Here is a 19,319-nt window from a genome sequence, read left to right as displayed (position 1 = left end):
CCTTCGTGTCCGTGTCGCTTGCGTGGGGGGATGGGTCAGGAGGGGTGAGGCGTGCCGACGGGCTCGGACTCGGTCGCGGGCTCCGGATCCGGCGCGGACGCGGGCCCCGGATCCGGCGCGGCAGCGGGCTCCGGCGCGGCAGCGCGGCGCAGGACGTGGTGCGGTCGTCGCAGGAACAGGTAGAGCAGGCCGCTGCCGAGTACGACGGCGGTGCCCAGGAGCGCGGCCCACACCTGGTACCAGGGGGCGCCGGGCGGCGCGAGCACGGCCCGCGGCCAGCAGACGTTGACCACCTCGAAGGCGGTCCACAGCACGGCCAGCACGTTGAGGACGGTGCCCTTGCGGCCGAGCCGGATGTGGCCGGACGGCACCCAGGTGCCGCGCAGCCGGGCGACGAGGGCGGCCAGCGAGACCAGGAAGAACGGCAGGTAGGTGGCAGCGGTGCCGAAGGCGATCAGGCTGCCGATGGCCGTGGCGTTCAGGCCGAGGGCGAGGGCGCTGCCGCTGATGAGGGTCGAGGCGACCAGGCCGCCGATCGGGGCCTTGCGGGCGTTGACCTTCCGTACGTGCCGGGAGAAGGGGAAGACGCCGTCCCGGGCCAGCGAGTAGAGGCCGCGGGCCGCGCCGCCCTGGGAGGCCATGGCGCAGGCGAGGAAGCCGATCAGGACGACCACGACGAACGGCTTGTCCGACCAGGAGCCGAAGGAGTGCACCACGGCGGTGGTCACCGGGTCGATGTCCTGGCCGGCCACCACGGCGGCCGGGTCGGGGTGGGCCAGTGCCACGGCCATGGCGTTGAGGATCACCACCACGCCGACGCTGAGCAGCGCCCACCACATGGCGCGCGGCACCTGCCGGCCCGCGTCCTTGGTCTCCTCGGCGGTGGAGACGCAGGCGTCGAAGCCGATGAACGCCCAGCCCGCGACGGCCACCGCGGCGAGGAAGCCCATGACCGTGGAGCCGCCGGACAGAGCTTCCGCCCCGAGGGTCTCCGTGAAGAGCGGGAAGCCGTGTTCGCGGAAGAAGAGCAGCAGGGCCAGTCCGACCAGGACGGACGCGACCGCCTCGGCGGCGATGCCGAGGGAGACGAACCAGCGCAGGATGGTGATGCCGTACGCGTTGACCAGCATGCAGAGCAGCAGGATGCCGACCGCCGCCCCGACCAGCCCGCCGGGGGTGGGGGTGGCGCCGAAGAGCGCGAACACCCAGGGTGCCGCCAGGTAGGCCACGGTGGTGTTGCCGAACATCACGGCGAACTGCCACACCCAGCCGCCCAGCCAGCCGAAGGCGGGGCCCAGCAGGCGCCGGCCCCACTGGTACGGGCCGCCTGCGAGGGGCCACTGCGAGGACAGCTCCGCGTAGACGTTGACCACCAGGCACTGGCCGACGAGCACCAGGGGCAGGGCCCAGAGCCACATGGGGCCGGCCACGGTGGTGCCCACCATCGAGACGGCGTAGAGGGCCACCACCGGCGAGACCACGGCGAAGCCCATGGAGATGTTGCCGAGGATGCCGAGGCTGCGCCGCAGCTCCTGGCGGTAGCCGAGGTCTTCCAGACGGGCCGCGTCCGCATCCGGACCGCCGGCCGGGGCCGCGGCCTGGGCGGCACCGTCGGCGGTGGCGGGACATGGTCCGTCGGCGACCGGAGCCCGGTCGGGTGCACTGTTCATGATCACCTCATCGAGAGCGCGCGCTCCCCCTGAGGAGGCGCGCCGAGCCAAACCTAACCGCGTTAGGTAAACGGTGGCGTGAATGTAGCCGCCGGGCCACCGGCTTGTGAAGCGTTCCTGACAGGTAATCTGCACGTCCGACGAGTGAAGGAGCCCGCATGCCCCGCCCGAGCCAGTCCATCCTCAGCCGCGCGGCCATCGCCCGGGCGGCCTTGGAGCTGCTGGACGAGCTGGGTGTGGAGGGCCTGAAGATGCGCACCATCGCCGATCGGCTCGGTGTGCGCGGGGCCTCCCTCTACCACCACATCGCCTCGAAGGAAGATCTGCTCGACGCGGCGGCGGAGCTCATCAACGACGAGATCGCCCTGGGGCCGCTGGCCGATCCCGGCGGGGTGGCGGGCATCGCCGAATACGCCCGCGGCTACCGGCGGGTCTACCTGCGCTATCCGCACATGATCCCGCTGGTGGCGCGCCACCGGGTCGAATCGGAGAAGGCGCTGCGCGGCTACGATGCGCTGCTGGCGGCGCTGGGCGGTCTCGGCTGCACGCCGGCCGAGGCCGCGGAGGCGGCCGCGGCCCTCGACAATCTGGTGCTCGGCTCGGCGCTGGAGACCTTCACCGCCGGATTCACCCGCGCCCCGCGCGACTACGAGCCCGGGTATCCCGCTCTGGCCGCCGCCCTCGGGGCGGCGGCCGGGGAACCGGGCGGGCTGGGCGGGCCGGGCGGCCTGGACGACCGCGGTTTCGAGCGCGGCCTGCGGCTGCTGCTGGGCGGCGTCCAGGCCGGTGCGGGCAGCCCGCGCCCCTGATCGGGGCGGAGGGTCAGCTGCCGGAACCGGAGACGGCGGCGTTGCGCCAGACCGTCACGTCCAGGGTCATGTACTTGCTGGGCGAGTCCTCGGGCGAGAACCCCTTGACCGTCACGAGACCCATGTGCCCGGTACCCGTGGTCACGCAGACCTGCCGCCCCGTCGAGAGCTTGTTCACGTAGACGTTCTGGGTGAACCGGGTCTCCGCACGGCAGACGGCCAGTGATCCCTGCTGGCCCGGATCGAGCAGCACCAGGTTGCCGTCCGAGTTCTCCGCATCGAGGTAGGCACCGGTGTCGTAGGAGAGCTCGTACCCGCCGTCCTCCCCCTGCTGGGGCCGGACCGGGTCCTCCCCGAGCGTCAGGTGGTAGCCGGCCGTGAGGTTGATGCCCTTGTAGTCCACGGCCTTCGGCTCGGAAACGGCTCCCTTGGCGGGGGCGCTCGCCCCGCCGCCGGACACGGTCCCGCCGCCCTGCTGCCCGCCCTGCGAGGAGGAGCCGCCCTGCGTGAGCTCGCCCTTGTCCTTGTCCTTGAGCAGGACGTACGCCGTACCGCCGCCCACGACGCCGAAGACCAGCGCGGCGGCGAGAGCGATGACCAGGCCCCGGCTGCCCGCACTCTTCGGAGGCTGTCCCGGGTACGTCTGTGCGTACGGCGGGACATGGGTGGGATGGGGCGCCGGAGCCTGGCCCGGGATCTGGGTCGGGGCGTACGCGTGGGCGTAGGACGGCGCTCCGGCGGGCGGGCCGTAGGAGGGCTGCGGGGGCCGGGCGGGCTGGGCCGACGGCGCCGCCTGGGTCGGCTGGTGCGCCGCGGACGGGCCGTAGCCCGGCGGCGGTGTAGCCGGGGCCACCGGCGTGGTGGGCGAGTAGCCCACGGCCGGGGCGGTCGGCGGGGGCGGCGGGGCCTGGGCCGGAGCGGGGGCCGCGGCGCGCACGGTGATGTCGGCGGCGACCGCGCCCGGCAGCCAGTCCTCGGGGCGGCGCAGCACCGTCTCCGCGTTCGCCGACTGGCAGAGGCTGATGATCTCGCTGATCGAGGGCCTGGCCTCGGGGTCCTTGGCGAGGCAGCGCGTGATCAGCTCGGTCAGCCGCTCGGGGACCCCGCTGAGGTCGGGCTCCTCGTGGACGATCCGATAGAGCACGCCGTGCGAGGTGCCCTCGCCGAAGGCGGGGGCACCCGTCGCCGCGTACGCCGCGACCTGGCCGAGCGCGAAGATGTCGGTGGCCGGGGTGACCCTGCGCCCGGCGGCCTGCTCGGGAGCCATGAACGAGGGCGTGCCGATGGTGACCCCGCTGCCCGTGAGCGAGGTCGCGTCGGCGGCGTAGGCGATGCCGAAGTCGATGACGCGGGGCCCGTCCGCCGCCAGCAGCACGTTGGACGGCTTGAGGTCGCGGTGCACGATGCCCGCGCCGTGGATGACGGTCAGGGCCTCGGCCATGCCGGCGATCAGCAGCAGCACCGCCTCCACGGGCAGCGCCCCGTGCGCGACGACCGCCTCGGCGAGCGAGGGGCCCGGCACGTAGGCGGTGGCCAGCCACGGCTGCGCGCCGTCGGTGTCGGCGTCGATGACGGGCGCGGTGAAGAGGCCCTGCACCCGCTGGGCGGACTTCACTTCCTGGGCGAACCGGCGGCGGAACTCGGGGTCTTCGCCGAACTCGGGGCGGATCACCTTGATGGCCACGGGCCGCCCGCCGGGCGTGTACGACAGGTACACCTTGCCCATGCCGCCCGCGCCGAGCCTGGCGGCCAACCGGTAGCCGGCAATGGTGGTGGGGTCGTCTCCCGTCAGTGGCTGGAAGATCTGCGGGGCACTGACCCGGTCCGGCTGCTGACCACTCATCGACTCATGTCTCCCACGCAGGCTCCTGTTTCGACCGGAACCTTATCCAACCCCCGGAAGAAATGGGCGGGTCAGTCCTGGGCGCGGGCGGTGACCGGGGCGTCGGAACGGTCGCCGAGGAACTCGTACCAGCGGTGGCGCAGGCAGAGGTAGCGGGTGTCGGCCTCGGCGAGGGCGAGGAAGGACTCGATGGTGGCGCCCAGGCGTTCGCCCAGGCCGGGGTCGGCGAGCGTGCCGTCCTCGGTGAACGCCTGATGGGCCATAGCCAGGCTGAACATGTCGGGGTAGACGCGGGCGCCCAGGTGTTCCAGCGGGATGCGGAGCGCCCACAGGCCCCGGTTGCCGCCCACCATGGAGGGCGAGGCCGAGATCAGCAGGGTCTGCTTGTCCTTGAACGGCTGCGGCCGGAAACGGGACACCCAGTCGACGGCGTTCTTCAGCACGCCCGGGACCGAGGCGTTGTACTCGGGCGAGGCGATGATCAACGCCTGTGCCGCGTCGATGCGTTCGCGCAGCGCGACGGCCCCGGGCGGCTGGCCCTGGTCGGATTCGGCGTCGGCGTCGTAGGGCGGCATGACGAACTCCCCGAGGGTCGCCAGGTCCGCCGGCGCGCCCGCCTGCGACACCAGGTCGGCGACCAGCGTGGCCAGCCGCGCGTTGACCGAGCCGGTACGGGCGGACCCCGCGAGCACCAGGACGCGCAGGGATGCCCGGGCGTCGGGGTGCGGGGCGGCTCCGTCCACGGGGAAGGGCTCGTGGTCCGTCAGGCTGCTCATGTCGCCGTCTCCCTTGCCGCATGCCGCCGGCTGCCGGCCGGTGGCTGCTCGTGCCTCCGTCTCGGGCCGAGCGTGGCACAGGCGGCGGTACCCGGCCCGGCTGCCGCGCCGGGCTGACCCCGTTTGCAGCGCATGCATGCCGTCGCGCGGGGTGGGCAGGCACGGAGTACGGGGTGCGGCCTTGGCCATCAAGGGCTGCGACGGGGGCCGCACCCCGGCGCACTCCACTCCGCTGCGCTGTTCCGGCGTGCCGTCGTTCGGCGGACGTCGTTCCTGCTTGCGTCGTTCCTGCTTGCGGCGTTCCTGCTTGCGGCGTTCCGGCTTGCGGCGTTCCGGCGCTATTCCGGTCCGTCGCCGACCGGGCGGATCACCACCGGCTGCTCCGCGGACCCGGCCGGCAGCGGGCACTGGGTGATGCGGGCGGCGATCTCCGTGACCCGGTCCAGGCTCTCGCACTCCAGCAGCCAGTAGCCGGCGATCTGCGGCTCGGAATCGGCGTACGGGCGGTCGGTGACGACCGGCTCGTTGCCGGGCAGGGCGCTGACGAAGCGCGCCTTGGCGGGCTCGGCGAAACCCTGTGCGTCGACGAGTTCACCGGAGGCGGCCAGCTCGTTGTTGAGGGAGTTCATGAAGGCGAACATGGCTTGGAGCTCGTCCTGGCTCCAGGCGGGGCTGGTGGCCGAGCCGTTGCCGGACATGGCGTCGTAGTCCGCCTGGCTTCCCTGGACCGTCACGAAGTACTTCATGCCCCCAGGCAACGCCCTGCCGGGGCGGTCGGCCGGGCAGGATCGCGGGAGCGGGTGCCCGAACCACCCGGTTGGAGCCGCTCCGGGACGGGCCGGGCAGGACCCGTTCCGGGCTTCTCGCGCCCCCGCTCGACCGTGCTGACATGCAGATACCGCATCTCAAACAGGGACGTCACCGTGCCAGTCGAAGCGGGCCGGGTCTCCCGGGCGGGGTGTGTACTGGCTGCGGCCGCCGGGACCGTAGCGGCCGATCTCCGTCATCAGGAGGGCGCCCTCGGCCCGCTCGGCCGGGCTCCAGCCGGTCACGTCCAGGAGGAGGCCGTCGAGCGGTCCGCCGACCAGCTCGGCGTAGTCGCGGCCCGGGCGCGGGCCCGGGTCGGGGTCGTCGTGGTCGGCGCCGTAGACACGGCCGCGCATGATCTGCTCGTCCATGTCCGCCACCATGCCAGCCGCCACTGACAGCCGCCCACGACGTGCATCCCGCCGCGCGGCGGGTAGCGGGACGCGGGGCGGACAGCGGGAGGCACGGTCGTCCGTCGTCGGTCGCCCGTCGTCGGTCACCCGTAATCGGCTCAGTCATCGGCTCAGTCTTCGGACGAGACACCGAGGTCGTGGCGCATGGCGCTTCGGCGCACACTCCCGACCTCGTGCGGCCGTACGCCCCCTGCCACGGCCCCGGCCGGTGACGGGTCCTACGGTGGCCGCCGGCTGCTCCGCGCTCGGGGAGAATGGGCATATGACCGAGATCCTGACCCCCCGCCTCCTGCTGCGCCAATGGCAGGCCGACGACCTGGTGCCGATGGCCGAGATCAATGCCGATCCGGCGGTGATGGAGTGGATCGGCGACGGCTCGGTGCTCGACCTGGAGGAGACCGCCGACGCGATCGAGCGCTGGGAGGAGGAGTGGGACGACGAGGGCTTCGGGCTGTTCGCCGTGGAGCTGCTGGGGTCGGGTGAGCTGATCGGCTTCACCGGGCTGTCCGTACCGCACTTCCTGCCCGAGGTGCTGCCGGCGGTGCAGGCCGAGTGGCGGCTGGGGCGGCAGTTCTGGGGGCAGGGATATGCGTCCGAGGCGGCCCAGGCCGTGCTGGAGTGGGCGCTTCAGGACCGTGGGCTCGAGCACGTGATCGGCATCTGCCGGACGGGCCACGAGGCATCGGAGAACGTGATGCGCAAGCTCGGCATGACGCTGGAGCGCGAGGCGGTCGACCCGGTGTACGGGTTCCCGCTGAACGTGCACGGCATCGACCTGACCGAGTACTCCGGCTGACCGCGTACTCGGACTGACCGCGTACTCGGGCTGAGCGGAATCGCCGTCGCGGGCCTGCTGCGGGACCCGGTGGCCGGGTCGCGGCAGGCCCGCGCGCTCCCGGTCCGGCCTTGCGGGATACGCGGGCCTCGACGGGCCCGGGAAGGAGCCGGCCCTAGAAGCGGATCACGTTCTCGCAGTTCGAACTCACCGCGTCCCGCGCCAGCGGGCCCGCGATCACCGTGTCGAAGCCGCTTCCGCAGTCGATCCGGTCGTAGCCGCGGTTCCGGCTGATGATCGTGTCGTTGCCGCCTTCGGCCATGAAGGTGGCCTCCGACTGCGGGGACGGCCAGCCGTCGGGGTCGGTCAGCCGGTCGGCCCGGTCGCCACTGCGGAGCCGGTCCTGCCCGGACCCGCCGTCGATGTCCGCCGGGATCGGCAGCGGACCTTGGAAGGGGAACAGCAGGGTCACGGAGTCGTTCCCGTCGTTGGCCGCCAGCCTGATCCTCGTCGCGGTGGCGAGCGGACCGCAGCCGACCTGGGTGGGGGCCTGGGTCACACAACCCGGCCCCGCCACGATCCCGGCCTCGTCGAAGATCGAGAGCGTGCCGGCAGGGAACTGTCCGACGAAGACGGTGTTGGCGGTCGCGGGCAGTGCGGTCCACCGGACCTCGGAGCCCACACGCGACGCGACGGACGGAGCCGCCGCCGCCGGGCCGGCGCCGAGCACGACGAGGGAGAGGGCGGCCGCGGCGGGTCCGATCAGCCTGGCGGGGAGCAGCAGAGATCTGTTCACCGCCCCACTGTGCTGACCCCGCGACGGCGACCGGAGCGACCCGCCCCCGTACCCCGATCGGCCGACCTCCGCCGGGCGCGCCCCACCCGTACGGTGCAGGTGGGGCGGGCGCCGTCCCTGCGTACCGGGCGGCTGGCCCCGGCGTACCGGGCGGCTGGTGCCGGGCGTCGCATCCGGTCAGGTGGCAGCACGTGCCCGCCCGGTGCGCCCCTCGCCCCGGCCTGCCGGCTTCGAGCTAGGTTCGCTGCCGGCCAAGGGAGGCAGTGATGACCGAGCACCCGCACATCGGAGTGTTCCAGCGAGCGATGGCGGCCTTCTCGGCCGGTGACATGAAAGCGCTGGCGGAGGTCTTCCATCCCGACGTCGAATGGCACCAGGGAGGTCGGGGGCCGCTGTCGGGGGACCATCGGGGCCGAGACGCCACCTTCGGGATGTTCGCCCGGAACTTCGAGCTGTCGGACGGCACGTACCGCGCCCGGCTCCACGACGTTCTCGCGAACGATGCCCATACGGTCGCCCTGCTCCATGCCACGGCGTCGCGCCCGGGCAAGGAGCTCGACATGGACTACGCCATCGTCTTCCACATCCGCGAAGGCAAGATCGTCGAAGGTTGGGAGCTCTGGGCCGACCAGGCGGCGTACGACGCGTTCTGGTCGTAAGGACGCGTATGCGTAACGTCCCGCTGATACCGGTCCGGTCACATCCGGGCGGCAGGCCGTTTCCCAACCCGCGCGGGCGGGTTGGGCAGGGCGTGGATGATGTGAGATACGCCGTGCTCGACGGCGCCTACTGGGCCGCACCGCACGATGAGGACTGCCCGCGCTGCGCGCTCGTACGCGAGAGCGGTGCCGGCTCCCCCACCGCCGTCGGAGAAGGCGGCGGTACGGGAGCCGGCCCGGTGGAGGCCGGCCGCGGTCAGGCGGCGCGCTGGGTGGACTGCCTGCAGGACGTCTTGGTGGACGGCGGGCGCCCGCACGTGCGGGCCGCGCTGCTCATCGGATCGGTCACCACCGTCCTCGCCGCGACGGCTACCAGATGGAGTTGACCCATTCGGGGTGGTCGATGAACGGGTTGCGGTTGTGCTGGTAGGTGTCGTAGATGACCTGGTTGCGGCGCTGTTCGAAGGCGTCCGGCGGGTCCTGCTGGTGCCACTGCTTCAGCACGCTGATCCGGCCCTGGGCGGGCAGTGAACCGTTGTTGACCCTGTCGTTCATCTCGAGGTTCGCGAAGCCGTCACCACCCTCGTAGCGCACCGCCATGTACAGCAGCATGCGTGCCACGTCGCCCTTGACCGCGTTGCGCGGCTCGAAGGAGTCGGCGTCGGTCAGGCTGCCCGGGGCTTCGGACACCGGGCTGCCGCCGTAGTCGAAGTCCTTGTTGCCGCGGGTGCTGTTGACCGTGACGTCCTCGGGCCGCAGGTGGTGCAGGTCGGTGCCGGGGCCGGTGGCCGTGCCGAAGTCGCCGTGGCTCTTGGCCCACACGTGCTCCCGGTTCCAGTCGTTGACGCCACCGCCGTTGGTGGACTTGGACTGGGAGCGGCCCGAGTAGACCAGGATCACGTTGTTGCGGTTGGCGGGGTCCTCGTCGGTGACCTTCAGCGCCGCCCACACCTGGTCGTAGCTGATCCGCGACTGGTTCTTGATGATGCCGTGCAGGGCGCTCTTGAGCGCGGCGCCGGTCTTGCCCTCGGCCGGGGCGTAGTACGTGTCGTACGCGCCGTACGCGTTGTACGTGTCCGTCGTGTTCGTCGTGTCCGTCGCGTCGAGGCCGGCGGAGGCGGCGACGGGCGGAGCCTCAGGGGCGGAGGCCGAGGCGGAAGCCGGGAGGAGGAGCAGCAGCGCGGCCGTCGCCGCGAGGCCGGCGGCCCAGGGGGCCGGGCGCGGGGATCTCTTCACGTGGGGGTCCTCTCCACACGCACCGCTCCCGCCAGTGGAGTTGGCGGGGTGTCAGGTGGCAGAGCGAGGCTCACATTGTCATGTGCCGTACAGATGAAGACCACGTGTCGGGCGTGCGGATCTTCACCCCCGACCCGCCGGTACCGAGCCATCCCAACCAGGCATATTTGACCGGGCGTTCCAAATCGATCTAGAGTTCCGGCATGGCCAGGACCAAGGAATTCGATCCGGATGCGGCACTGCGGGCAGCGCTCGAGCTGTTCTGGCGGCGCGGCTACGAGGCGACGGCCATGTCGGACCTCGTCGAGCACCTCGGGATCGGCCGGGCCAGTCTCTACGCGACCTTCGGGAACAAGCACGAGCTGTACCTGAAGGCCCTGGACCGGTACGCCGAGGAGCACGGCCCGCTGCTGCTGGCCGAGTTGTCTCAGCCCAGCCCCGCACTGCCCGCCGTACGCGCGGTGGTACGTCGGTTCGCCGCCGAGGCCGGCTCCGACGAGCACCGGCTGAACGGCTGCCTCGTCACCAACACGGCGGCGGAACTGGCTCCCCATGACGCCGCCGCCGCCCGGCGGGTGGAGCTCAGCTGGGAGCACGTCGAGACGCTGCTGCACTCGGCCCTGGTGCGCGCACAGGCGCAGGGGGAACTGCCGGAGCGGCGCGATCCGCGCACGCTGGCGCGGATGCTGCTGGTGCTGATGCAGGGCATCCGGGTGGTGGGCAAAGCCTCCGCGGACCCGGCGCGGGTCCGGGACGCGGCGGAGCAGGCGCTGGCCCTGCTGGACTGACGCCGCCCGGCGAGCACGGCAGGGTCGCGGCCTTTTGCGTGCCCTGATATTGGAACGATCGGTCTTGAAAGAGGGGGACATGACCGCCACTACCGCCACCACCACAGCCACCACGCACACCGGCCGGAGCCGGCCGCCCGACCCCACCAGCAGCGGCAGCGGTACCGGCAAGGGCACCGGCCCGGGCTTCGCACTGCTCGGCGCCGTGCAGGTCGTACTGATCTTCACGCTCGCCTCGGTCGCCGTACCGCTCCCCCGGATCGGGGCCGAGTTCGATATCGGCCGCGCCGGGCTGATCCTGCTCACCGCCGCCTACGGACTCTCCTTCGCGGGGCTCCTGCTGTTCGGGGGCCGTCTCGCCGACCGGTACGGCGGTCGGCGCACGCTGACCGCCGGGCTGGCCGTCTTCGGCGTCGCGTCGGCGGGCGCCGCCTTCGCCCCCGGCTTCGAGGCACTGCTCACCGCACGGTTCGTCCAGGGGCTCGGTGCGGCGGTCGTCGCTCCCGCCGCGATGGCGCTGCTGCGCGGACTGTTCCCCGAACCGTCCGCCTACGGCCGGGCCATGGCCACCTGGGGCGGGCTCTCCGTCCTCGGCGCCACCGCCGGAAACCTGCTCTCCGGGGTCATCTCGGCCTTGTTGTCCTGGCGTTGGACGTTCGCCGTGCCGGTGCTGGTGACTGCGCTCGCCCTCGCCCTGAGCCGCCGGCTGCTGCCCGCCGCTCCCCCGGGCCCGGCCCGCTCCCTCGACCTGCCCGGTGCCGTGCTCGCCACCGCCGGGATCACCCTGGTCGGGTTCGGCCTGGTCCTCACCGATGCCCACCCCTGGGCTTCGGTCCCGGTGCTCGTACCGCTGACGGCCGGGCTGGCCCTGCTCCTCGGCTTCCCGGCCGTCGAGCGCCGCCGGGCCGATCCGCTGCTGCCGCCCGGGTTCCTGGCCGACCGGCGGCGCGGCCTCGGGCTTGCCGCCATCGCGTTCGCCGCCGCCGGCACCGCCACCGTCTTCGTCCTCCTCTCGCTCGGCGTCCAACAGCAGCGCGACTACTCGGCGTTGCTCACCTCCGCCGCGTTCGCGCCGTTCGCGGCCGCGCTGATCGGCGTCGGCCGCGCCGCGCCGCCGCTGATCGGGCGGTACGGGCCGGAGCGGGTCACCGGAGCCGGGTTCGCCTGCGGGGCCGTCGGGCTGGCCCTGCTCGCGGCCACCGGGTTCGACCCGGACCTGCCGTACGCCTACGGCCTGCTGCCCGGGCTGCTCCTGCTGCCGGCCGGCACCGCCCTCTCCTTCGCGGGCGCGGCAGTGCTCGCCACCTCGGGGGTCCCGGCCCGGCAGGCGGGGCTGGCTGGCGGAGTGCTCAACACCGCCATGGAGTCCGGTGCCACCGTGCTCTTCGCGCTGCTGCTCGCCCTCGGCAGCGACGCCGTCGCGCTGGGCTCGGCCGCGGTGGCGTTCGCCGCACTGGCCGCGGTCTCGCTCAGGGCCGCCCGCCGCGCATAGCCATACCGCCATACCGCCATACCGCCATACCGCCATACCGCCGTACCGCCGTACCGCCGTACCGCCCTACGTGCACCTGGCCTTCCTTCCATCCGGAACCGTCCGACGGCCTCACTCAACCCAAGGAGTCACCTCGTGTTGCACACCACCACCCTCGCCCCGCGCTTCACCGGCAAGACCGTCCTCGTCACCGGCGGCGGCACCGGTCTCGGCCGGGCCATCGCCCTCGCCTTCGCCGCCGAGGGCGCGAACGTGGTCGTCGCGGGCCGCCGTGCCGCGCCGCTCGACGAGACCGTCGCCCTGGTCGAGGGGGCGGGCGGAACCGCCGTCGCCCTCACGGCCGATGTGTCCAGCGGCGAGGAGGTACGGGAGCTCGTCCGTGCCACGGTCGAGCGGTTCGGCGGACTCGACATCGCGGTCAACAACGCCGGGGTGTTCCGTGGCGGCGGTCCCGTCGCCGACCTCTCCCGGGAGGACTGGCAGACCCTGCTCGACATCAACGTCACCGGGGTGCTGCTGTCGCTCCAGGCGCAGGTGGCCCACATGCGGGCCAACGGCGGCGGCGCCATCGTCAACATCTCCTCCAACCTGGGAGCGCACCTGCGGATACCGGGGGTGGCGGGGTACGCGGTCACCAAGGCGGCGGTGAGCGCGCTGACCCGCGCGGCAGCCCTCGACCACATCGCCGAGGGCATCCGGATCAACGCGGTCAGCCCCGGGGCGTCGGACTCCGAGATGTCGTTGCTGCCCGGGGAGAGCGAGGCCGAGCGGGCCGAGCGGATGAAGCAGCAGTCGCCGCTGGGCCGGATCTCCTCCGGCGCCGAGGTGGCCGCCGCCGTGCTGTACCTGGCCTCGGACGCCGCCGGTTCGGTGGTCGGCACCGACCTGGTGGTGGACGGCGGCTCCTCGGCCTGACCCGGTCCTGGTCAACTTCATCGGCACGGCCCGCCCGCCGGCCGAACAGGCCGAGGTCCACCGGCTCGGGGGCCCGGTGGGACCCGGCACAAGGTGGTGCTGATGCGCTGACCGCGCCGAACGGTGTCAGCGGTCGGCCGTCTTGGCGGCCGCGGCCGGCCTGGCCTGCCGGGACCGGCGTGGGGTCGGGCCGGCCGCGATGGAGGTGAGGAAGTCGTCGAGCATGGCGGTCTGTACGTCCACGGGGAACCGGCCGGGGTCGAAGAGGGCCTGGACGACGAGTCCGTGGGTGAACGCGACGGCGGCCGCGGCGAGTTGTTCCGGGTCGGCGGTGGCGGGGAGCTCGCCCAGGCCGCGCGCGGCTTCGAGGTGCGGGCGGATCGCCGAGCGCATCCGGGTGTAGCGGTCGGCCTGGTCCGCGGCCAGGCCGTCGTCGGCGAGGGCCAGGTCCCAGGAGCTGACCCAGATGCGGTTGCGGGCGGTGTCGTCCGGGGTCAGCGGCAGGACGTCCAGCAGCATGGCTCGCACGGTGGCCAGGCCCTCGGCCGGGCGTACGCGGCGGGGTCGTTCCGCGGTGCGCTTCTCCAGCAGATCCAGGGCATGCGCGATCAGCGCCCGCTTGGTCGGGAAGTAGTGCATGAGCATCCCGGTCGAGACGCCCATCGCGGCGGCGACGGCGCGCAGGGTCAGCCCGCCGAACCCCTTGTCGGCCAACACTTGCCACACCCCCTGGGACACGTCCTCGCGGCGGGCTTCACGGTCTCCGGGTGCGGGCGGCATGTTGCTATCGTACGTACCGAACGCTTGTTACGCACCCCAAGGATCAGGGAAGAGGCATCCGTGTTCGCACTGCCGCTCGGCGACAACGCTCAGCTCCGCCCTCTGGAGCCCTGGCAAGCGCAGGAGTTCCTTGACCACATCGACCGTGCCCGGCCCCATGTGGACCCCTGGATACCCTGGGCGACGTTCAGCACGGACCTCGCCTCCGCCACTGCCGTCCTCCAGGGGTACGCCGACCAGCAGGCCGCGGACACCCGTCGGATCTACGGGATCTGGAGGGACGGCACACTGGTCGGCGGGGTCATGTTCACGAAGTTCGACGCCGCCTCCGGGGTGTGCGAGATCGGCTGCTGGCTGGAGGCGGACGGGGCGGGCCGCGGGCTCGTGACCCGGGCATGCCGGGCGTTGATCGACTGGGCCTTCACGGAACGCGGGATGAGCCGGGTCGAATGGTCGGTCGCGTCGGGAAACACCCGCAGCATCGACGCCGCGCGACGGCTCGGCATGACCCGCGACGGGGTGCTGCGACAGCGCTATCCGTACCGGGGTGTACGGCACGACAGCGAGATCTGGTCGATCCTCTCCGAAGAGTGGGCGCCCGGGGCGGAAGCGCCCGCGGCGGAAGCGACCGTGGCGGAAGCGACTGCGTCCGACGTCAAGGCCGAACTCGACGGGCTGATGCGCACCTTCCTCGGCGCGTTCACCAACACCGGCGGCAGCCGGCCGAACGTCGGTGTCGTCCGCGAGGTGTTCATTCCACAAGGGACGATCGTCAGCAACGCCGGGGCCGAGCCCGTGGTCTACGACCTCGACGCGTTCATCGAGCCCCGGCAGAAGATCCTCACCGACGGGACGCTGACGGAGTTCTCCGAATGGGAGGTCGCCGAGCGCACCGAGATCTTCGGCTCGATCGCGCACCGGTTCAGCGAATACCGCAAGTCCGGCTTCCTCGACGGTGCATGGTTCGAGGGCTCCGGCCACAAGACCACCCAGTTCCTCCGGACGCCCGCCGGCTGGAGGATGAGCTCGCTGGCCTGGGACGACGTGTAGAGGGCGCTCCCCCGGGTGAAGCGGCCGCCGCGCGCGTCGGGCCGGCCTGCCGGCCGACCAGGTCTGCTCGCCGGTCCGCCGTTAGTGGCCGCGGTACCGGGGCAGACGCAGGGGACGTTGCGGAGCCGACCAGAAGGAGGAGGATCGCGGTGACCAGCACGAACCCGGAGTTCGAGAATCCGCCGCCCGTTCCCGAGGACCCGGATGCCGAGACCCCCGACCTGCCGCCGACCGGCCCGGAGGGCCCGGTTCCGGAGCCGGTCGTGCCCGAGGAGCCGCCGGAACCGGAGGCGCCGGACGAAGAGGGCGAGGGCCGGGGACGGCCCACCGGGCCGGGGAACGCTCCCGCCCAGGAACCGCCCGACTAGGCGACGCCGCCGACGAAGCCTGGTGCCACTGGTGCCACGGACGTCACGGGTGTCACGGGTGTCAGGAGACCCCGTGGGGGCGGAACTGGATGCTGATCCGCGGCCCTACGGCCCGGGTGGACTTGGGGATCGCGTGTTCCCAGGTGCGCTGGCAGGAGCCGCCCATCACGACCAGGTCGCCGTGGCCGAGCGGCAGCCGCAGGGCGGCCCCGCCCCCGCCGCGCGGGCGCAGGGCCAGATCGCGGGGGTCACCCACGGACAGGATCGCCACCATGGTGTCCTCGTACGAGGAGCGCCCGGTCCGGTCGCCGTGCCAGGCCACGCTGTCCCGCCCGTCGCGGTAGAAGCACAGGCCGGCGGTGACGAACGGCTCCCCCAGTTCCTCCGCGTAGTACGCGCACAGCGCGTCGCGCGCCTCGTCGAGCACCGGGTGCGGCAGGGGCGCGCCCTCGCCGTAGTAGGCGAGCAGGCGGGGGACGGCCACCTCGTTGTCGTACATCCGGCGCCGCTCGGCACGCCAGGGGACGCCGGCGGCCAGCTCCTCGAACAGCCGGTCCGAGCCGCTCAGCCAGCCGGGCAGCAGGTCCACCCAGGCGCCCCGGCCGAGCTCGCGCCGCCGAAGGCCGACGAGCGGGGCGAGCCCGATGGCGTCGGCCTGGTCGAAGAGCGAACCTTGCAGTGGGGCGTGCATGCGTCCACCCTACCGCGCTATTCGAACGTACGCCCGATTGGAACAACGCGAAGGAGCCGTCATGGACGATCTTCCCCAGGGTGGCGCCGGAGGCGCGCCCCTGCACGACACGGACGACCCCCGCCGGCACCACCCGGCCCCCGAAGGGGGCACGGGTACGGCGACGACCGCACCTGCGGGCACCGGAACGGACCAGGAGCGGCGGGCCGCCCCGACCACCGTCCGGCTGGGCCGGCTCGCCGACGAGCACATCGCGGCGGCCCGGGCCGATGAGCACGGCCGCAGCGCCCTCCTCATCCTGCGCGAGGCCCCGCTGCGGCAGTCGGTCATCGCGCTGGCGGCCGGGGCTCAGCTGGGCGAACACACCACGCCGCCGCCGGCCTCGCTCCAGGTCCTGCGCGGCACGGCACGGGTGACCACCGACGACGCGGTGGTCGACCTGCCGGAGGGCGCCCTGTACCTGCTGCCGGACGACCGTGCCCGGCACTCGGTGACCGCCCTCACGGACACGGCCGTGCTGCTGACCTCGGTCAACCTCTGAAGGCGGTGTTACGACAGCTTGCCGTCGTAGTCCGGGAGCTTGAAGGTGCGCTCGGCGTGGCCGCCGACCAGGTCGCTCTGCTTGTTGCCGATGTTCGCGATGATCGTGTAGCCGCGGGCCTCGATCTCGGCGCGCTTGGCCGTCTTGTACGTGCTGACCTCCTCGAACAGGTCGGGCAGGTCCCGGACGTACAGGCCGGACACCGGGTACCCGACCGCCTTGAGGTTGTACTGGGTGAGGGAGTGGATGATGCCCGGGCGGGCGGTGACGAAGAAGATGGCGACCCCTCGGGAGTGGGCGTACCGGGTGAGGTCGCGGACCTTGGCGATGGCCGGGGTCGGGAAGGTCCAGAAGTAGTGGAAGTCGGTCTCCAGCGAGGAGTTGTCGATGTCGAGCACGATCGCCGGCTTCTCGCCCGCGGGTGAGGTGGCGATGCGCTGCTCGATGTAGGGGCGGGCCACGTCGATGACGGCGGACACGTCGCGCTGCCAGGTGGCGTAGTCGATGCCCAGGATGGCGGCGTTGCCGCCCGGGGCCGAGGCGGAGACGGCGGCCGGGGCGGGCGCGGCGACGGGCGCGGGGGCCGCGTGGGCGGCGGTCGCCGGGAGCAGGAGGGCGGCGGCCGCGGCCGCCGCGGTTGCCGCGGTGGCGGCCTGACGGGGTATCCGGGTGCGGGGGGTGCGCATGGGGGGCTCCTCGGGCATGCGGGTGTGCCATGTGGCGGCATGGCATGAACACGACCAAGCGTCCTGTGCGATCCGGCCATATGTCTACTGGCCGGTAGGAAACTTTTCGTAGCCGCCCGATGAAGATCACCCCGCCTCCGGCCCGGAGCCGCATGGGCGGGCGGGGGCGGAAGCGTCCGCCCCCGCCCGCCCCGAGCACGCCCGGTTCAGGCCGGGTTCAGGCCGGGTTCAGGTCCGGCTCAGGTCCGGCACTGGCTGGTTCAGGCCCGGGGACTGCATCCGTCCGTTCAGGCCGCATCCATGGGTGGATCCGAGAAATAATCTGGCAGCGACGTTCGATCCCGCCCGTTCAGCGCCGGAAGATCCTCGCGAGATGGGCGGTCAGCGCCGGGCTGGTCGGCGGCCGGAGGCGGGCGCCGAGGTAGCCGTCCGGCCGTACGACGAACGCCGTGGCGCCCCGGGCTCCGTACAGGCGGGCGAACTCGCCCCGGCTGTCGCGGTAGGTGGGGACGGACAGCCCGTCGGCCGGTGCCGCGCCCTCGCCGAGCAGCACGCAGGCGTCCAGCCGGCCGCCGGACAACTCGGCGGCCAGGGCGCAGAGTTCACCTATCCCCACGCCCTGCGCCGGACTGCCGTCCCGGTACATCAGCAGCACGTGGTCCCGGTCCCGGAGCAGGTCGAACAGCCGGAGCGGGTAGACCGCGATGTCGTCGGTGAGGCCACCGCAGTCCGGGGCCCGGTCGCCGGGCCGGGGTCCGGCGGCGTCACCCTCCGCACCCGGATCCGCGTCCGGATCCGCGTCGAAGCCCGTGGGGGACACGATCGGGCTGCCCCGATAGCCGAGCAGCAGCTGGGCCTCGCGCAGCATCACGGTCCCGGGATCGTCCGGGTCGGCCTGCACGCCTTCGGCGGCATGCCGGACGGTGCGGCCGACGACCTCCTCGCCGACCGGACGGCGTTCGGCGTCGTAGCTCGCCAGCAGGCCCGGTGCGGCCGCTTCCTCGACGGCGAGGGCCAGTTTCCAGGCGAGGTTGTACGCGTCCTGGATGCCGGTGTTCATGCCCTGCGCGCCGGTGGGCGGATGGATGTGCGCGGCGTCCCCGGCGACGAAGACCCGGCCTTCGCCGTACCGGTCCACCAGCCGGTGGCTGATCCGGAACACCGAGGACCAGCGGAGGACGGACGCGGTGGCGGGCCGGGGCGAAAGACGGTCCAGGACGGCCTGCACGTGGTGCAGTCGGGGTCCCCGGCCGAGTTCCAGGCCGTGCGCGACCCCGTTGCGTGCCCCGTCCGCGCGCTCGCGCGCGGCAGACAGCTCGGGCGGCACCAGCATGGACATCCGGTAGCGTCGGCGGCCGGGCAGCGGGATGCACACGAGCACGTCGTCGACCGAGCCGTCCGGCGCGTGGTGCATGGCGCGCACGCCGTACCCGGACGGCAGGTCCCAGTCGACCTCCACGTCGGCCAGCATGTACGCCTCGGGGAAGGCGCCGCCCTCGAAGGTGAGCCCCAGCGTCTTGCGGACGATGCTGTGCGCGCCGTCGCAGCCCACCAGGTAGCGGGTACGGAGCTCCTCCTGCGCGCCGGCGGCGGTGCCGAGGCGGGCGGTCACCCCGTCGGCGTCCTGGGTGAACGACAGCAGTTCGGTGCCGCGCTCGATCCGGGTGCCGAACCGCGCCAGGAACTCCTCCAGGATGCGTTCGGTCTCGTACTGCGGCAGGGCGGCGAAGCGGTACGGGACCTCGGGCGGCAGGGCCAGGTCGATCCGGGCCCGTTCGGTGCCGTTGACGTAGACCAGCTGGCCGCGCATCGGGACGGCCGCGTCCAGGGCGGCCCGGACCAGGCCCATCCGGTCCCAGATCTCCAGGGTGCGCGGCTGGATGCCGACCGCTTTGGCGTACATCAGCCGGGCCGGGAGCCGGTCGACGAGGCGGCAGTGGACGCCGCGCCGCCGTAGTTCCACGGCCGCGGTCAGGCCGACCGGGCCTGCTCCTGCGACCAGCACGTCCGTCGTGTCGGTGTGCACCACCGGTGCCTCCCGCCAGAGCCCCCGACGAGCGGATCCGCCCCTCCCATGGTGTCCCGGCCCGCGGAGTCCGGCCACCGCTGCCCACCGGGTCCGGCCCCAGCTGCCCGCGAGGCGGGCCACGGCTTCCCACCGGGCCGGCCACGGCTGCCCGCGAGGCCGGCCGCGGCTGCCCGCCGGGTCCGCCCACGGTCGGCC

The 19,319-nt window shown here is 73.0% G+C and carries 21 protein-coding genes; 10 read left to right on the top strand and 11 right to left on the bottom strand.

Annotation, left to right across the window (positions count from 1 at the left end; all coding sequences use genetic code 11):
• Positions 1–35 precede the first annotated feature (35 nt).
• Complete coding sequence (locus AB0447_RS17400) at positions 36–1,670, bottom strand: APC family permease (RefSeq protein ID WP_366477533.1); 1,635 nt, start codon at positions 1,668–1,670, stop codon at positions 36–38.
• Positions 1,671–1,828: 158 nt separating this feature from the next.
• Here AB0447_RS17400 and AB0447_RS17395 point away from each other — a divergent pair, with 158 nt between their 5' ends.
• Positions 1,829–2,479 carry a TetR/AcrR family transcriptional regulator C-terminal domain-containing protein gene (locus AB0447_RS17395; RefSeq protein ID WP_366477532.1) on the top strand — a complete coding sequence of 217 codons (651 nt, stop codon included), beginning with the start codon at positions 1,829–1,831 and terminating at the stop codon, positions 2,477–2,479.
• A 13-nt stretch (positions 2,480–2,492) separates the two neighbouring features.
• Here AB0447_RS17395 and AB0447_RS17390 read toward each other — a convergent pair whose 3' ends face one another.
• The 4 genes from AB0447_RS17390 to AB0447_RS17375 all read right to left on the bottom strand — a co-directional run bounded on the left by AB0447_RS17390 (position 2,493) and on the right by AB0447_RS17375 (position 6,276).
• Complete coding sequence (locus tag AB0447_RS17390) at positions 2,493–4,322, bottom strand: protein kinase (RefSeq protein WP_366477531.1); 1,830 nt, start codon at positions 4,320–4,322, stop codon at positions 2,493–2,495.
• 71 nt (positions 4,323–4,393) lie between these two features.
• Positions 4,394–5,098: an NAD(P)H-dependent oxidoreductase gene (locus AB0447_RS17385; RefSeq protein ID WP_366477530.1), complete on the bottom strand. Its 705-nt coding sequence runs from the start codon at positions 5,096–5,098 to the stop codon at positions 4,394–4,396.
• A 338-nt stretch (positions 5,099–5,436) separates the two neighbouring features.
• The gene (locus tag AB0447_RS17380; protein ID WP_366477529.1) at positions 5,437–5,844 is read right to left on the bottom strand and encodes a YciI family protein; all 408 of its coding nucleotides are present in this window, start codon (positions 5,842–5,844) and stop codon (positions 5,437–5,439) included.
• Positions 5,845–6,003: 159 nt separating this feature from the next.
• Complete coding sequence (locus AB0447_RS17375) at positions 6,004–6,276, bottom strand: hypothetical protein (RefSeq protein WP_366477528.1); 273 nt, start codon at positions 6,274–6,276, stop codon at positions 6,004–6,006.
• Between the two features lie 304 nt (positions 6,277–6,580).
• Between AB0447_RS17375 and AB0447_RS17370 the strand changes: the two genes are divergently transcribed.
• Complete coding sequence (locus tag AB0447_RS17370) at positions 6,581–7,114, top strand: GNAT family N-acetyltransferase (RefSeq protein WP_366477526.1); 534 nt, start codon at positions 6,581–6,583, stop codon at positions 7,112–7,114.
• Between the two features lie 154 nt (positions 7,115–7,268).
• On the opposite strand, the gene AB0447_RS17365 is transcribed toward AB0447_RS17370, so the two are convergent.
• Positions 7,269–7,889, bottom strand: a complete 621-nt coding sequence (locus tag AB0447_RS17365; RefSeq protein ID WP_366477525.1) for a hypothetical protein — start codon at positions 7,887–7,889, stop codon at positions 7,269–7,271.
• A gap of 266 nt (positions 7,890–8,155) precedes the next feature.
• On the opposite strand from AB0447_RS17365, the gene AB0447_RS17360 reads away from it, so the two are divergent.
• The gene (locus AB0447_RS17360) at positions 8,156–8,548 is read left to right on the top strand and encodes a nuclear transport factor 2 family protein (protein WP_366477524.1); all 393 of its coding nucleotides are present in this window, start codon (positions 8,156–8,158) and stop codon (positions 8,546–8,548) included.
• A gap of 92 nt (positions 8,549–8,640) precedes the next feature.
• On the top strand, positions 8,641–8,934 hold the full coding sequence (locus AB0447_RS17355; RefSeq protein ID WP_366477523.1) for a hypothetical protein: 294 nt from the start codon (positions 8,641–8,643) through the stop codon (positions 8,932–8,934).
• Here AB0447_RS17355 and AB0447_RS17350 read toward each other — a convergent pair.
• Positions 8,918–9,784: an endonuclease gene (locus AB0447_RS17350; RefSeq protein ID WP_366477522.1), complete on the bottom strand. Its 867-nt coding sequence runs from the start codon at positions 9,782–9,784 to the stop codon at positions 8,918–8,920. The genes AB0447_RS17355 and AB0447_RS17350 overlap by 17 nt on opposite strands.
• A gap of 203 nt (positions 9,785–9,987) precedes the next feature.
• On the opposite strand from AB0447_RS17350, the gene AB0447_RS17345 reads away from it, so the two are divergent.
• The 3 genes from AB0447_RS17345 to AB0447_RS17335 all read left to right on the top strand — a co-directional run bounded on the left by AB0447_RS17345 (position 9,988) and on the right by AB0447_RS17335 (position 12,979).
• Complete coding sequence (locus AB0447_RS17345; RefSeq protein WP_366477521.1) at positions 9,988–10,572, top strand: TetR/AcrR family transcriptional regulator; 585 nt, start codon at positions 9,988–9,990, stop codon at positions 10,570–10,572.
• Between the two features lie 79 nt (positions 10,573–10,651).
• Positions 10,652–12,064 carry an MFS transporter gene (locus tag AB0447_RS17340; protein ID WP_366477520.1) on the top strand — a complete coding sequence of 471 codons (1,413 nt, stop codon included), beginning with the start codon at positions 10,652–10,654 and terminating at the stop codon, positions 12,062–12,064.
• 138 nt (positions 12,065–12,202) lie between these two features.
• Complete coding sequence (locus AB0447_RS17335; protein WP_366477595.1) at positions 12,203–12,979, top strand: glucose 1-dehydrogenase; 777 nt, start codon at positions 12,203–12,205, stop codon at positions 12,977–12,979.
• Between the two features lie 126 nt (positions 12,980–13,105).
• Here AB0447_RS17335 and AB0447_RS17330 read toward each other — a convergent pair whose 3' ends face one another.
• Positions 13,106–13,759 (bottom strand): TetR/AcrR family transcriptional regulator, encoded by a 654-nt coding sequence (locus AB0447_RS17330; RefSeq protein WP_366477519.1) that lies wholly within the window; start codon positions 13,757–13,759, stop codon positions 13,106–13,108.
• A gap of 60 nt (positions 13,760–13,819) precedes the next feature.
• Here AB0447_RS17330 and AB0447_RS17325 point away from each other — a divergent pair, with 60 nt between their 5' ends.
• Positions 13,820–14,809, top strand: coding sequence for a GNAT family protein (locus AB0447_RS17325; RefSeq protein WP_366477518.1), 990 nt, complete (start codon positions 13,820–13,822; stop codon positions 14,807–14,809).
• A gap of 149 nt (positions 14,810–14,958) precedes the next feature.
• Positions 14,959–15,177 carry a hypothetical protein gene (locus tag AB0447_RS17320; protein WP_366477517.1) on the top strand — a complete coding sequence of 73 codons (219 nt, stop codon included), beginning with the start codon at positions 14,959–14,961 and terminating at the stop codon, positions 15,175–15,177.
• A gap of 61 nt (positions 15,178–15,238) precedes the next feature.
• Here AB0447_RS17320 and AB0447_RS17315 read toward each other — a convergent pair whose 3' ends face one another.
• Entirely contained in the window at positions 15,239–15,868 is a 630-nt protein-coding gene (locus AB0447_RS17315) for an alpha-ketoglutarate-dependent dioxygenase AlkB (protein WP_366477516.1), read from the bottom strand.
• Positions 15,869–16,094: 226 nt separating this feature from the next.
• Here AB0447_RS17315 and AB0447_RS17310 point away from each other — a divergent pair, with 226 nt between their 5' ends.
• Complete coding sequence (locus AB0447_RS17310; protein WP_366477594.1) at positions 16,095–16,409, top strand: cupin; 315 nt, start codon at positions 16,095–16,097, stop codon at positions 16,407–16,409.
• 8 nt (positions 16,410–16,417) lie between these two features.
• Here AB0447_RS17310 and AB0447_RS17305 read toward each other — a convergent pair whose 3' ends face one another.
• Both AB0447_RS17305 and AB0447_RS17300 read right to left on the bottom strand, forming a co-directional pair.
• A complete protein-coding gene (locus AB0447_RS17305) occupies positions 16,418–17,095 on the bottom strand; it encodes an HAD family acid phosphatase (protein WP_366477515.1) in 678 nt (225 codons plus the stop codon).
• 349 nt (positions 17,096–17,444) lie between these two features.
• Complete coding sequence (locus tag AB0447_RS17300; protein ID WP_366477514.1) at positions 17,445–19,124, bottom strand: FAD-dependent monooxygenase; 1,680 nt, start codon at positions 19,122–19,124, stop codon at positions 17,445–17,447.
• Between the last annotated feature and the right edge of the window lie 195 nt (positions 19,125–19,319).

It is taken from the genome of Streptomyces sp. NPDC051211, assembly GCF_040689505.1.
Taxonomy (GTDB): Bacteria; Actinomycetota; Actinomycetes; order Streptomycetales; family Streptomycetaceae; genus Streptomyces.
This window is presented reverse-complemented; position numbering and strand designations above follow the sequence as displayed.

Bases quoted from the DNA above. Each gene is read 5' to 3' on its own strand.
- AB0447_RS17400 (WP_366477533.1), bottom strand. From the start codon at position 1,670: ATGAACAGTGCACCCGACCGGGCTCCGGTCGCCGACGGACCATGTCCC.
- AB0447_RS17395 (WP_366477532.1), top strand. From the start codon at position 1,829: ATGCCCCGCCCGAGCCAGTCCATCCTCAGCCGCGCGGCCATCGCCCGG.
- AB0447_RS17390 (WP_366477531.1), bottom strand. From the start codon at position 4,322: ATGAGTGGTCAGCAGCCGGACCGGGTCAGTGCCCCGCAGATCTTCCAG.
- AB0447_RS17385 (WP_366477530.1), bottom strand. From the start codon at position 5,098: ATGAGCAGCCTGACGGACCACGAGCCCTTCCCCGTGGACGGAGCCGCC.
- AB0447_RS17380 (WP_366477529.1), bottom strand. From the start codon at position 5,844: ATGAAGTACTTCGTGACGGTCCAGGGAAGCCAGGCGGACTACGACGCC.
- AB0447_RS17375 (WP_366477528.1), bottom strand. From the start codon at position 6,276: ATGGACGAGCAGATCATGCGCGGCCGTGTCTACGGCGCCGACCACGAC.
- AB0447_RS17370 (WP_366477526.1), top strand. From the start codon at position 6,581: ATGACCGAGATCCTGACCCCCCGCCTCCTGCTGCGCCAATGGCAGGCC.
- AB0447_RS17360 (WP_366477524.1), top strand. From the start codon at position 8,156: ATGACCGAGCACCCGCACATCGGAGTGTTCCAGCGAGCGATGGCGGCC.
- AB0447_RS17345 (WP_366477521.1), top strand. From the start codon at position 9,988: ATGGCCAGGACCAAGGAATTCGATCCGGATGCGGCACTGCGGGCAGCG.
- AB0447_RS17340 (WP_366477520.1), top strand. From the start codon at position 10,652: ATGACCGCCACTACCGCCACCACCACAGCCACCACGCACACCGGCCGG.
- AB0447_RS17330 (WP_366477519.1), bottom strand. From the start codon at position 13,759: ATGCCGCCCGCACCCGGAGACCGTGAAGCCCGCCGCGAGGACGTGTCC.
- AB0447_RS17315 (WP_366477516.1), bottom strand. From the start codon at position 15,868: ATGCACGCCCCACTGCAAGGTTCGCTCTTCGACCAGGCCGACGCCATC.
- AB0447_RS17305 (WP_366477515.1), bottom strand. From the start codon at position 17,095: ATGCGCACCCCCCGCACCCGGATACCCCGTCAGGCCGCCACCGCGGCA.